This is a genomic window from Candidatus Zixiibacteriota bacterium (assembly GCA_026397505.1).
In the GTDB taxonomy this organism is placed as follows: domain Bacteria; phylum Zixibacteria; class MSB-5A5; order GN15; family PGXB01; genus JAPLUR01.
Genome location: JAPLUR010000072.1, coordinates 1 through 13,799, shown reverse-complemented (window position 1 = coordinate 13,799; position 13,799 = coordinate 1). Strand labels below are relative to the sequence as shown.

Below are 13,799 nucleotides of genomic sequence, written 5' to 3'. Positions count from 1 at the left end.
GGAATGAATTGAAGATGTCGGGTTTCTCAATCATCCCGCTTATGCGGGATTCCTTTGAAACCCGACCTACAAAGACTTGACCGCAACGAGATATCACGGCGAACCGGTTTGACCCGCAAGAGGATAACCAAGATGCCGGTGTCAGATTGAACCGCGGAACAGTGTACCGGGTTATAAACCCAGGAATTGAATCGATACGCCGCAAATGAATATGGTAATGCCGGCAATGGCGTGAGTATATTTTTCCAGTTTTGCGATCGGCAGAAAACTAATCCCAAATGATGAAACCAGCACGATGCCGAGCATAGTCAGAATAGTGACGGCGCCGAAAATAGCGGTGATCAATATCAGGCCAAAGCTGCTTCCCTGAGCGGCCGGATACATAAGTATTGGGATCAGGGGCTCGCAGGGGCCGAAAACAAAGATGGTAAACAGGACCCACGGAGTGATATTGACCTGGCCATCGCGTTCGTGAATATGGGTGTGTTCATGGCTATGGGTGTGATGGTGCGAATGGGTTTCGCTATCCAGATGAAAATGGGCATGAGTATGCGGCCGGCCTTTTATGACTCGTCGGATTCCCCAGATGGTATAGGCAAGGCCAAAGGCAATCATGGCCCAGCCGGCAATATTGCCCCGGAGCGATTCCAGTCCCTCAAGCCGGGAAACCGCAATTCCGAAGGCGATACCGATCATCCCGAGAAGGACCGAACTTCCGATATGCCCCAGACCGCAGAGGATCGTTATCCAGGCGGTTTTGAACATCGACCATTTGCGTGCCTGCGCCATGACAATAAAAGGGACGTAATGGTCGGGGCCGATAACAGTATGGATGAAGCCGAGAGAGGCGGCGGCAACGGCCAGGATGGTTAATTCATATGACAATTCAATTTAATCCTTTCCTGCTGTCAATCATAGATTGATGGGCAATATATGCCAGATTCCTATAATTTCAAGAGCCATTTGCGGCCCGCGGGATATAAAATTATTTCCGTTTTCAAAACGCTTGACCGCGGGGGGACTCTTTCATAGATTTAAGGATCGATAAATATAGATATTCGCCAGAATGGAATTCCGAATGACGCAAAAAGAGAATTTCAAATACTATTCCAAAGTATTCTATCTTTTCGTTTTTGCCGCGGCGATGGGGTATTTCGAAAGCGCCGTGGTTGTTTATTTGCGTGAGTTGATTTATCCCGAGGGTTTTGCATTTCCGTTGAAAACCATTCCAAAGGGATTAATAACCGTGGAAGTGGCCCGTGAGGTCGCCACTATTATTATGCTGTTGACTGTGGCGGCCCTGGCGGCGAAAAAATTCTGGGAAAGATTCGGGTATTTCATCTTTCTTTTCGGGGTATGGGATTTGACATTCTATATCTGGCTTAAAGCAACTATCAATTGGCCTCAATCGATTTTCGACTGGGATATACTCTTTCTCATTCCCTCGCCCTGGATTGGCCCGGTGGCGGCGCCCGTTCTGATTTCGATTTTGATGGTCGCAGTCGGATTGTCGATCACGTGGCTGGTCTATAAGGGATATAGATTTCGGCCGGCTCCGGTGACGTGGCTGATGGCGGCCATAGGGACAGCGGCCATACTTTATTCCTTCCTACATGACACCGATGCGGCCTTGAAGCAGAAAATGCCTCTGCCATATTTTTATTGGCTGTTTGGTTTGGGACTGATGTTCTATCTGGCGGGGTACTTCATTACCTACCTAAAAGTAAAGAAAAGGGGAACTTATTAAGAATCATCCGGACACTCGGATTGTCAACGGAAACGTGAAATTTTTCACTTGCGCCGTTCGAGAATGACTTATATATTGAAAATAAATAGGATAATATTGATGATATTTGACCACGTTCATATGAGGTTTGTGAAAATATTCACTAAAATAGATGGTTTAGCGATGGATATGAAAAAGACTATCAATCTCCGCGGGCTTAGGATGATTTCCCTTTTGATCTGCACCTTATTGGTTAGTTTCCGGGCGCAAGGAGCAGTTCCGACCAATGCCGACTGTTTAACCTGCCATGATGTGGCGGTGGGGGAGATGGCCCCGACTCTGGACAGCGCTCTGGCCATTTCGATTCATAAGGGAATGAATTGTGTGGATTGCCACAGCAGCATTAAGGAAGTTCCGCATGATGAGAAACTCCCCGGAGTAGACTGCGGTTCATGCCATTCATCTGAGGCTGAAGTTTATAAATGGCACGGTCGTCTGCAATATCCCGGTGGGGCGGATATTCCCGACTGCGCCAATTGTCACGGCAAACATGATATCCTGCCTTCTACAGTTAAAGAATCGCGTGTCAATCCGAGGAACCTTCCCAATACCTGCGGCAAGTGTCATGAGGATTTAGATCTTATAAAAAAGCATGAGATTCTATATGGCAAAGCGGTGCAAGCGTACGAAAGCAGCGTTCATGGGAAGGCTGCGCTGGGGGGAGTTTATACGGCGGCCACCTGCAACGATTGCCATTCGGCCGGAGGAACGGCGCACCGGATTCTGCCCCCGGGCAATCCGGAATCGCCGATTAACCATTTCAATATTCCCAAGACTTGTGGACGCTGTCATCGCAATGTGGAAAACGACTACTGGGAGGGAATTCACGGCAAGCTGGTGGCACGCGGCGAGACCGATTCGCCGGTCTGCACGCACTGCCACGGTGAGCACGGAATCATTCCGCCGCGCGACCCGCGCTCTCCGGTCAGCCCGGCCCGTATCGCCGAGGCAACCTGCGCACCCTGTCATGAATCGGCTTATCTGAACGAGAAATATGGTATTCCCACGGGACGACTGCAGTCATTTGTCGACAGTTATCACGGTCTCAAAAGCAAAGCGGGTGATGTAACGGTCGCCAACTGTGCTTCGTGTCATGGGGCGCACAGAATTCTGCCGCACACCGATCCAACCTCCTCTGTCAATCCTGAAAACTTGAGGAAGACCTGCGGGCAGTGTCACCCGGGAATTTCCGCCGAGATGTCTAAGACGCCGATTCATACTACCCCCGGGGTCTCTCAGACACCTGTGGCGCGGGTCATCGGCAATATTTATTTCTGGATAATTTTCCTGACTATCGGCGCCATGATAGTGCACTGGCTGATTGACCTGAGGAAACAAATCAAGAAGGTAAGCCTGAAAAAGCAGATTGTACGCATGAGTCTGAACGAGGTCTGGCAGCATACTTTCCTGATGATAACCTTTATCACGCTGGTAATAACCGGATTTGCCCTTCGTTATTCCGAGGCCTGGTGGGTTCAGATATTTTTTGGCTGGGAGGGTGGTTTCCCCTTGCGGGGAGTAATCCATCGTGTGGCGGCGGTGCTGTTTATTCTTACAACAATCTGGCACATAATTTATTTGACGACTCCCCGCGGGCGGCAATTTATTAAGGATATATTCCCGCGGAGAGAGGATTTCAAAGAATTCTTTCAAATGATGGGGTATAATCTGGGATTCAGGAAGGTTGGCAAACCCCGCTTCGGGCGTTTCAGCTACATCGAAAAGGCGGAGTACTGGGCGCTGGTCTGGGGAACGGCCGTAATGATGATGAGCGGCTTATTCCTCTGGTTTGACAACCTGGCGGTGAGGTGGTTTCCGAAGGGATTCCTCGATGTTATGCTGGTGATGCACTTCTACGAAGCCTGGCTGGCTTTCCTGGCTATTGCAATATGGCATATGTATTCGACTATTTTCAGCCCCAATGTTTACCCGATGAATCCATCGTGGTACACCGGGAAAATGCCCCTGGATTGGTACCAGCATGAGCATCCCGAAGACCCGGCCTTGAAAGCGGCGCTGGAAGAAAAACCGACAGAACAGAAATAAATCCGAAGAGGACGGATAAAACGGGAGAAAACGATCATTCTGGCGATGCTTAGAATCGGATTCAATAGATTATTTCTGGCGGCGTTGATACTCTTTATCGCCGCCCGCACCGTCCCGGCCCAGTCGACTGATGACTGTCTGGCGTGTCACGGAGATAATACTCTCTCGACCCAGCGCGAAGGGAAGACAATATCGCTTTATATCGACGAGAAAGTCTATCGCAAATCAATCCACGGGGAATCCGATTGCATTTCATGCCACGCCGATCTTGCCGATACCGAATTTCCACATAAGACCAATCCGGAAGCAGTTGATTGCGGGCTCTGCCATGACAAAGTTGCCGAGGTTTACAACGGCAGCCTTCACGGACAGGCGGTAAAATCGGGAGCGAAGCTGGCGCCGCGCTGTTGGGATTGCCACGGAAGTCATGATATTGTCAGGGTCGGTTCCCCTGATTCCCGGGTGGCCAGGTTCAATATTCCTTTTGTCTGTGGAAGGTGCCATAAGGAGGGGACAGCGGTCAGTCTGACTTACAAGATTCCACAGGACAGCATTCTTACCCATTACTCCGAAAGTATGCATGGCGAGGGGCTTTTTAAGCGGGGATTGACCGTGACGGCGGTCTGCTCCGATTGCCACACCGCCCATAATGTGCTTCCCCACACCGATCCCCGCTCTACCATTTACCGCGATAATATTCCCAGAACCTGCGAGAAATGCCACGGACGGATCGAGCAGGTGCATCAGAAAGTGGTCAGAGGAGAACTATGGGAGAAAGAGCCGAATAAAGTGCCGGCCTGCGTCGATTGCCACTCGCCGCACAAGATAAGGAAAATATTCTATGAACAGGGGATGGCCGACGGAGACTGCCTGGCCTGTCACGGTAAGAAGGATTTGACCGCTATCCGTGACGGCAAAACAGTTACGATGTATGTCGACTCTCTCGAGGCGCAGAACTCAATTCATCGCAAGGTGGCCTGTGCTCAGTGCCACACCGGCACCAGCACGCAGCATCAGAGACCGTGCGCGACGGTCGGTGACAGGGTCGATTGCTCCATCTGTCATGATGAGGTGGTCAAGACATACGCAACCAGTACGCACGGAGTGCTGACCGATCGCGGCGATCCTAACGCCCCTCTCTGCCGTGACTGCCACGGGACCCACAGTGTCAAAGGACGCCGCGACCCCGGTTCGCCGACCTACCCGACGCATGTACCGGATCTCTGCGGGAAATGCCATCGCGAGGGGCAAAAAGCGGCTGTTCGCTATAATGGTTTGCAGCACAATATTTTGGAGAGTTATACCGAGAGCATTCACGGCAAAGGATTGCTCTCAAGCGGACTTATAGTCACAGCCATGTGTACCGACTGCCATACGGCGCATCATGAGCTTCCGAAATCCGACTCTGCATCGACTGTCAATCATAAAAATATTCCCAAGACCTGCGGCCGGTGTCATAACGGCATATATGAGCAGTTTTCGGAGAGCATTCATTCACCGCTGGTATCGAAATCGGACAAACCTCTCCCGGGCTGCAGCGATTGCCATCAATCACATACCATCGCTCGCACCGATTCCGAGGGATTCAAACTGGGCATTCTCAATCAGTGCGGCCGCTGCCACGAGGATGTCACCAAGACTTATTTCGAAACCTATCACGGTAAAGTCTCCAAGCTGGGATATACGGCTGCGGCCAAATGCTATGATTGCCACGGGGCGCATAACATTCTCCCCACCTATGAACCGAAATCGACCCTTTCGCGCCAGAATATTGTCAAGACCTGCGGGCAGTGTCATGCCGGTTCAAATCGCCGTTTTGCCGGGTATTTGACTCACGCCACACATCACGACCGTCTTAAGTATCCGATTCTCTTCTACACCTTCTGGTTTATGACCGTCCTGCTGATCGGGACGCTCACGATTTCGGGCATCCATACTCTGCTCTGGCTGCCTCGCTCCTATCAGATGATGAAAGAACATAAGAAAATCCGCACGGAATCGCGAGGGCAACTTCAATATGTCCGTTTCCGCAGTCTTCCGCGCCGCCTTCATATCCTGGTTATTATCAGTTTCATCGGTCTGGCCCTGACCGGGATGACGCTCAAGTTTTCTTATCTGGGATGGGCGCAGTGGTTATCGCAGGTATTCGGCGGCTTTGAGTCGGCCGGTTATATTCATCGCCTCTGTGCGCTGGTTACTTTTTTCTATTTCGGAGCCCACATTTATGATTTGATTCGTAACAAGCGCCGCCTCAGAAAATCATGGAAGGAAATTCTGACCAGTTCGCATTCCATGCTGCCCAGCAGGACGGATGTTCGTGAGGCCATTGGAACAGTGAAATGGTTTATCGGAATGGGGCCGCGCCCGGCTTACGGTCGCTGGACATATTGGGAGAAATTCGATTATTTTGCGGTTTTCTGGGGTATTGCCATTATCGGCTCGACCGGGCTTCTGCTCTGGTTCCCGGAGGTTTTCACCCGAATTCTTCCCGGGTCATTGATAAATGTGGCCACGATTATCCACTCCGATGAGGCGCTTCTGGCGGTGGCCTTTATTTTCACCGTCCATTTCTTCAATACTCATTTCCGGCCTGATAAATTTCCGATGGATACGGTCATTTTCACCGGCCGGGTACCGTTGGAAGAGTTGAAACAGGATCGCCCGCGCGAATATGAAGAGTTGGTGAAGAATCGTGAGTTGAAACGGCATCTGGCTGAGCCGTTGCCGCCCATAGTGATACGGGGATTGAAGATTTTCGGGGCAGTTGCCCTAATCATGGGACTCTCCCTGATTTTATTGATTATATATGCCGAAGTCTTTGGCTATCGTTGAGACATCTCCGGTTGATGCCTGACCGACCAGCCAGAGAAATAGGCTGATTTTATTTCTTTGATATAATTTCACCAATAAAGTCGACAATTTTCGTATTAATTGTATAATACAAATTTTAGATAGGATAACGGTAGAAAGATGCTTTCATTAAAGTCGCAATATGGACTGAAAGCGGTGGTGTCTCTGGCTGCCAAATATGGGAAGGGACCTCTTCAGGCCCGCGAAATAGCCATTACCCAGGAGGTGCCGGTTCGCTATTTGGAATTGCTGCTATCGCAGCTTCGACGGGCACGCCTTGTAGAAGCCACGCGCGGGAAAAATGGAGGTTATACTCTGGCCAAGGAGCCGTCACAGATTTCAGTCTGGGATGTGGTGATGGCCTTTGAAGGACAGATAATTTTTTCGCAACTCAAAGACGGCGATAAGGCAGCCGGAAACGGTTCCCTGGCTTTTATCTGGAAGGAAGCGGAGAAGAAAGTGGTTGATTATCTCAATTCGATTAAGATCGCCGATATCCAGGAAGCAGTTAAATCCGGCAAAGAAATGTATTTTATCTGATCGCGAATTTTTCACTTGAGGTCAATATGCCCAGAATAGCAGAAGATATTACAGCTTTGATTGGAGGGACACCGCTGGTGAAACTCAATCGTCTGGGGAAAGGACTCCCAGGGACAGTAGTGGTTAAAATGGAATCGTTTAATCCATGTTCGTCGGTTAAAGACCGAATAGCTATTGCCATGATTGAGGATGCCGAGAAAAAAGGACTCCTGACCAAAGAGACGATAATTATCGAGCCGACCTCCGGCAACACCGGCGTTGCCCTGGCCTTTATTGCCGCCTCACGCGGATACCGGCTGATCCTGACTATGCCGGAAACAATGTCGCTGGAGCGGAGGAGCCTTCTCAAGGCGATGGGAGCGGAATTGATTTTGACTGCCGGGGCTGACGGCATGCCGGGGGCAGTCCAAAAGGCCGAGGAACTGGTGGCGCAAACGCCGCATTCCTTTATGCCTCAGCAATTCAAGAATCCGGCCAATCCGGCCGCCCACCGGAATACCACCGGGCCGGAGATCTGGCGGGATACCGATGGACAGGTGGATATATTGGTCTCGGGCGTAGGCACCGGGGGCACTGTTACCGGCGCGGGCGAGTATCTGAAAAAAATGAAACCCTCCATCAAAGTAATCGCCGTCGAGCCTGAAGCATCGCCAATGCTGACCAAGGGAATAAAGGGGCCGCATCCTATTCAAGGCATCGGCGCCGGTTTCAAACCCGACGTTCTCAATCTGGATATTGTTGATGAGATCCTGACTGTCTCCAATGAAGAGGCGACCAGCACTACCCGACGGCTTGTCCGGGTAGAGGGGATTCTGGCCGGTATCTCGGCCGGAGCGAATGTCGCGGTGGCGCTCAGAGTGGCGGCCCGCCCCGAGAATAACGGGAAGATGATTGTTACTTTCATCTGTGATACTGGCGAAAGGTATCTTTCTACGCCCACCTATTTAGAGATTTAGTTCTTGAAACGCTCAATGCTTGGGCGTTTCAATTCCAATCACTGTTTCGGAATCTGTTTCAGACTGAAATGCTCGACCTGACGCGAATTCTCGCACTTCTTTAGGTCTGTCTCTATCTTATTGCACAACAAATAATAAGAAGCTGTGCCGAAATTTGTTTTCGCGCCATTTCCCTGGCATGATTTATGCAATAATCGCTTTTGGATTTGACGCCCTGTGATAGACAACCTGGGGCTTTTTGAATGGGCTAAGGGGGCTGGGTAGCATAAATAGGGTGAGCATGTTACCCCCAAAAGGGGAACCGCTTTGGGTCTATTAAGGGGGATCTAGAGCGGATATAAGACGGCCCCGTCATAATTGACGGGGCCTGTTTTTTTTGCCTTTTTATGTTTGTGCCGTGCGATTCCGGCTTGTATCTTCTCTCGATGAATAAATCTCGTTTCCGATTTGGCATTTCCACCACGGTGGATTATTCAGTACCCATTGAGACCCAGCTGGATATCATTTCCTCATGCCATTTTGATTTTATTTCCATCGGAGCCAATTTGAACCATAGTCGGTTTCTCGACCGGGCTCATTTCCCGGCCGTAATTGAGCGGGCCAAGGCGATGGGTCTTCCGATTGAATCGGTTCATGCACCCTACGCCGGCAAATATGATCTAGCATCGGCACCGACAGAGGCGAGAGAAAGGGCGCTGGAGGGAATATGCGAGTTTCTGAATATGAGTTCTGTTTATGGTATTCCTTTGGTCATTTTGCACCCCCATCATTATTTTGCCGACAGCAAGGAAGCCTGCCTGGACCGGATTGTGCGCAGTCTGGAGAAACTTGATATGCTGCGGCCGGACGGAGTTGAAATAGCCCTGGAAAACCTTCCGGGTAAAGAAAGCTCCTGGATATTTTCCAGTCTCATGAAAATATTCGATCCCGCGAAATTCGGTTTCTGTTACGACAGCTCGCACGAAAATATCAGCGGCGAACCATTTCATCTTATTGGAAAATTCCATGACCGGCTGACCACCACCCATCTTTCGGATAATCATGGGCAAAATGATGATCATCTGATACCGGGGGAGGGGATCATAGATTGGGGAGCACTGAAGCAGTATATTTTAAAGGCGGTCTGGCTGAAGGATATTCTATTTGAGGTGGGGACAGGGGAGAAGCTTGGCGAGCCGCTGGAACAATTCGTGAGAAGGGCGGCTGACCGCGCCCGCGAGATTTTTGCCGGTGAAAATGATTCTTAGTTGTATAAGAATAAAAGATGTGAACTCAAAACTTGTATTTTCGGGAGACAATTATCGATGAAAAGGCGAATATCATCTTGCACGGAATATCTTAAGCCGGCATTTCTAATGTTTTCGGCGACAATATTGCTTTTTGTTGCTTTGCCTGTCTCTGAGGTTTTTGGCCAGACTGATTCGGCAGCGTTTTATTTGGAGCAGGGGAATGGCTATCTTGCCAAGAAGGATTTCACCCAGGCTATCGCTGCATTTAACAGGGCCATCTTAATCAATCCGGGTCAGATTGATGCTTATCTGCAGAGAGGCGTTGCCTACGGCAGGCAGGGGAATTACGTTGCCGCCATCAAGGATTTCACCAGCGCTATCGGCCTCGATCCGAAATCCGGCGACGGCTATTTCAGCCGTGGATTGGCCTATGAACGTAAAGGCGAGACAGATAAGGCCATCCAGGATTATGGAAAAACCGTTGAGGTCAACCCTCAGTATTCCGCGGCTTTTTTCAATCGCGGTCTATTGCGGTACAACAAGGGTCTGTACGATTTGGCCGTGGCCGACTATCAGAGTGCGATCAAAATCCGCCCGGAATATGACAAGGCGATCATCAATCTCGGGCATGCCTATCTGGCCAAAGGGGACACTGCTCAGGCATTCCAGAGCTACAATCGCGCCCTGGAGATAAACTCCAAGAGCCCCGAAGCGTATTATTCCCGCGGATTAGTCAATTATTTCCGGGATAAGTATGACGATGCCGTCATAGACTTCAGCAAGGCCATTGAATTCAATCCTCAATATGCACTGGCCTACTATAATCTGGCGGCCACCTACGAATGGCTGGAGAAATATGATGAGGCTATTGCGGCCTTCCGGAATTACATAAAATACGCTCCCGACTCCGATTCGACCCGGGTTCAAAACATCAGAGAAAAGATTCAGGATGTCGAAAGAAAGAAACGGGAGCGCAGCGGAAAACAGTAATATTGATCGGTAGATGATTTCTTAAGTATTTCAGGGGAGACCGAGCCATGGGCGGCTTATCCCCTTTTCTTTATAGCATTATCAGAACTCAATCAAATCCTTTCCGGCCGGATAACATCTTAGCGGCGAAAATTAATCCTGCAAATTTGCAATAAATACTTGCCTGAATTCATAAAGGCCTTTTATTTCTAAAAGGAATTGACACGTTCGATTTGCATGGATATTAAACTGCTCGGTATTCGAGCGAAAAGGATGTGAAAGGAGGAGCATGTATGGGTAAATGGGGAGCTTTTCTAATTCTTGCCACTTTGCTGATGCCGGCGCTCGTCCTGGCTCAGGGGAGCAATCCGGTTCCGATTACGACGGTGAATGTGCAGATGCTTGGGCCGGAGAGAGTCGGAAATCTTCCGCCGGTTATCGCCCCGGTGGATAACCCGCAGACCGCAGACAAGATTCTGTTGGGGAAAAAACTTTACTTTGATACGCGGCTGTCGCAAGACAACACCATAAGCTGCGCTACCTGCCATAGCCCGGCGATGGGTTGGTCTGATGCCGGTCCCACCAGTGTCGGGATTAATGGACAAAAAGGGGGAAGGCGCGCGCCGCCGGTATCAAACTCTGCGTACAATCCTTTGCAGTTCTGGGACGGCCGCGCCCCCAGCCTCGAGGAGCAGGCCAAAGGGCCGGTGCAGAATCCGATCGAAATGGGAAACACGCATGAAGTAATGGTGCGGACGCTTGATGATATCCCCGGTTATGTCGAGGAGTTCAAGGCGGTTTTCGGCACGACGCCGATTACTGTCGATCAGGTGGCGCAGGCAATCGCCGCCTATGAAAGGACGGTGGTCACGACCGATTCGCCGTTCGATAGATTCGTACGCGGCGACCGGAATGCCATGACCTCTCAGGAAAAGAAAGGTCTGGAGATTTTCAACGGCAAGGGACATTGTACGCTCTGTCATTGGGGGTCTAATTTCAGCGACGGCCGTTTCCATAATCTGGGTGTCGCGCCGATGGCCGGTGCCAAGCCGGATGACGGGCGATTCGAAATCACCAAAAATCCGAAAGACAAGGGGGCATTCAAGACACCGACAGTACGGGATGCAGCGTTGCGTGCTCCATATATGCACAACGGCTCCGAGAAAGACCTGCGGACTCTTATCCAGCTCTACGATCGCGGCGGCGGTGATGATGCAGTTAATCTCGATGCTTTGATGCTTCCGCTGGGACTTTCTGATGAAGAGACCGAAGCGCTGGTAGCTTTTACGAAGAGGGCCATGGTAAGCACCAATCTGTCAGTCGCCAATGAAAAACCGATTCCGGCCTCGGAATTGCCAAAGTGAAGGAGGGAATCATGAAGAAAGTAACAATCTCTCTGCTGGCGCTTCTGGGTTTTATCTTCATCGTGCCTCAGACAGGCAATGCCATCCCGGCTTTTGCCCGTAAGTACGGCTTCAATTGCAACATGTGCCACACCTCTTTCATCAAGCTGAATGATTTCGGACAGAGGTATAGAGATTACGGCTATCAGATACCGGGGCAGGAAGGGTACGAAAAGAATGTCTTTGAAACAGCGCCGCCGCTGGCAATAAGGACTTCCTTCGGCCTGAGCCTGATCAAAAGCCATAGTACTACCTCGGGATTCAATATCTATGGATTCGATTTCCTGGCCGCAGGCGTGCTGCATAAGAATATCTCATTTCTTATGATTTATACACCGCGGATCGATGAGCCGGCCGCCGACTACAGGGGCTCCACAGGAGGTTCAAATCCGAGCCAGCTGGCGGCGGTCGAGTCCGGCAATATTCTTTTCAGCAACCTGATAACAGATGCGCTCAATTTGAGAATCGGGCGGTTTGAGCCGGCCTATCATGCTGTCAGTTCCAAGCGGAGCTACTATATCAATCAGCCGTATGAAATCTATACATACGCCACTCCCAAAATTAACTACCTGTTTGATGACAATCAAATGGGGGTCGAGGCCAGCGGTCATTTCAAAAATGGATTTCATTATGGCCTGGGCGTTGTCAATGGGACCGGGGCCAGTCCGGATAATAATAAGTACAAAGATCTCTATCTCGACTTGTACCAGGTATTCGGACGCGGCGAGGGACAGAGTGCCGGGCAAAGGATCGGTGCTTTCGGGTATCTTGGGTGGCAACCGGCAAGCCTGCCCGACCCGGATTCCTCCTACCCTGTCGGCGCCGAATTCAACGGCGGTGACAATAAATCGTTTTACCGTGTCGGCGGCGATTTAAGTTTGAATTACAAGACCTTTAATCTGCGGGCGCTGTTTATGCAGGGAAAAGACAGCAAGGCGTTTAACGATCGTGACAGCACCAAAGATTATAATTACAACGGCGGCTTTGTCGAGCTTGATTACGCGGCTCTGCCGAATAATCGCCTGCTGATTTCGGCCACGTATAATATGGTGCGCCCGCCATCGTATGATGAAAGTAATAGGATCAACGCTTTTTCGGGATTGATAAGGTATTATCTGGGGGACTGGACGGCGGTTAATGTCGCTCTCCATGCCGAATACACTCACAGAGAAGTCGGCAAAGATCAGCCCTCAAAGGAGGATATTTTCCTGTTGCTGGTTGATTTCGATTTCTAATTCGGACTATTATCTCCGCCTGAGGAGGCAGGTGGGGAGATTGCATTAGTTGGAGCGTCAGGGTAGCGATTACCCGGACGCTTTTTTATTATCCGATCTCGGCGGCAGAAATAATAGCAGAACAGGTGCGCAACGCTATTTGCCTGCCCATTTTGCTACCTTTCTATAGAAGGGAGCTGCATCTATTAATCTTACGGATGATAATTTTTATTTGTTCTCAACGGGAGGCTGAAATGTCGGCGAGGCTTTGGGCGTTTTGCCTCTAAGATGCTCCTGATAATAGGCATAGCTCATCGGCCTTTCTTCACTCAGAATTTCCGAATGAATAATTTCACCGATGAAAAGAGTATGGGTACCGATATCGACATTTTCAACGACTCTGGCCTCGACGGCCGAGACAACATGCTCGGTTACTATCGGGCAACCGTGTGGGCCTTTCTTGTATGCCGCTTTGGTGAATTTATCGATATCGCGCCCGGAACGAAAACCGAAAAGGCCGATGAAGATCATCGTGGCGCTCTCCGCGACCACCGATATCGAGAAAAGGCCGCTTTCCATGATGTACTGATGAGTCAGGTTGCTCTTGTTTATGGATATGGCGATGCGAATCGGTTCCGCCGTGACCTGAAAGACGGTATTGGCCAGTTGGCCGTTGATCCTGTCGCCTGCGACAGATGAGACAATATAGACGCCATAATTGAATTTATTCAGCGCTGTCCAATGGGAATATATTTCCGGGGTTGTACTATCCGCCATATCAGATCATCTCCTTCATCAGCCCAATT

11 protein-coding genes are annotated in these 13,799 nt (G+C 50.2%); 9 read left to right on the top strand and 2 right to left on the bottom strand.

What is annotated here, in order from left to right; all coding sequences use genetic code 11:
• Positions 1–171: 171 nt before the first annotated feature.
• Complete coding sequence (locus NT002_07760; protein ID MCX6829164.1) at positions 172–885, bottom strand: sulfite exporter TauE/SafE family protein; 714 nt, start codon at positions 883–885, stop codon at positions 172–174.
• 193 nt (positions 886–1,078) lie between these two features.
• On the opposite strand from NT002_07760, the gene NT002_07755 reads away from it, so the two are divergent.
• The 9 genes from NT002_07755 (at position 1,079) to NT002_07715 (ending at position 13,014) form a co-directional block, all read left to right on the top strand.
• Positions 1,079–1,747 carry a hypothetical protein gene (locus NT002_07755; protein ID MCX6829163.1) on the top strand — a complete coding sequence of 223 codons (669 nt, stop codon included), beginning with the start codon at positions 1,079–1,081 and terminating at the stop codon, positions 1,745–1,747.
• Positions 1,748–1,915: 168 nt separating this feature from the next.
• Entirely contained in the window at positions 1,916–3,832 is a 1,917-nt protein-coding gene (locus NT002_07750; GenBank protein ID MCX6829162.1) for a cytochrome c3 family protein, read from the top strand.
• Between the two features lie 45 nt (positions 3,833–3,877).
• Positions 3,878–6,664, top strand: coding sequence for a cytochrome c3 family protein (locus NT002_07745; protein MCX6829161.1), 2,787 nt, complete (start codon positions 3,878–3,880; stop codon positions 6,662–6,664).
• A gap of 138 nt (positions 6,665–6,802) precedes the next feature.
• Positions 6,803–7,222 (top strand): Rrf2 family transcriptional regulator, encoded by a 420-nt coding sequence (locus NT002_07740; protein ID MCX6829160.1) that lies wholly within the window; start codon positions 6,803–6,805, stop codon positions 7,220–7,222.
• A gap of 26 nt (positions 7,223–7,248) precedes the next feature.
• A complete protein-coding gene (gene cysK, locus NT002_07735; GenBank protein ID MCX6829159.1) occupies positions 7,249–8,178 on the top strand; it encodes a cysteine synthase A in 930 nt (309 codons plus the stop codon).
• 425 nt (positions 8,179–8,603) lie between these two features.
• Positions 8,604–9,425, top strand: coding sequence for a sugar phosphate isomerase/epimerase (locus tag NT002_07730; GenBank protein ID MCX6829158.1), 822 nt, complete (start codon positions 8,604–8,606; stop codon positions 9,423–9,425).
• A gap of 57 nt (positions 9,426–9,482) precedes the next feature.
• A complete protein-coding gene (locus tag NT002_07725; GenBank protein ID MCX6829157.1) occupies positions 9,483–10,397 on the top strand; it encodes a tetratricopeptide repeat protein in 915 nt (304 codons plus the stop codon).
• A gap of 272 nt (positions 10,398–10,669) precedes the next feature.
• Complete coding sequence (locus NT002_07720) at positions 10,670–11,740, top strand: cytochrome-c peroxidase (protein MCX6829156.1); 1,071 nt, start codon at positions 10,670–10,672, stop codon at positions 11,738–11,740.
• 11 nt (positions 11,741–11,751) lie between these two features.
• Positions 11,752–13,014, top strand: a complete 1,263-nt coding sequence (locus tag NT002_07715) for a hypothetical protein (protein MCX6829155.1) — start codon at positions 11,752–11,754, stop codon at positions 13,012–13,014.
• Positions 13,015–13,221: 207 nt separating this feature from the next.
• On the opposite strand, the gene NT002_07710 is transcribed toward NT002_07715, so the two are convergent.
• Positions 13,222–13,770, bottom strand: a complete 549-nt coding sequence (locus tag NT002_07710; protein ID MCX6829154.1) for a flavin reductase family protein — start codon at positions 13,768–13,770, stop codon at positions 13,222–13,224.
• Positions 13,771–13,799: the final 29 nt, after the last annotated feature.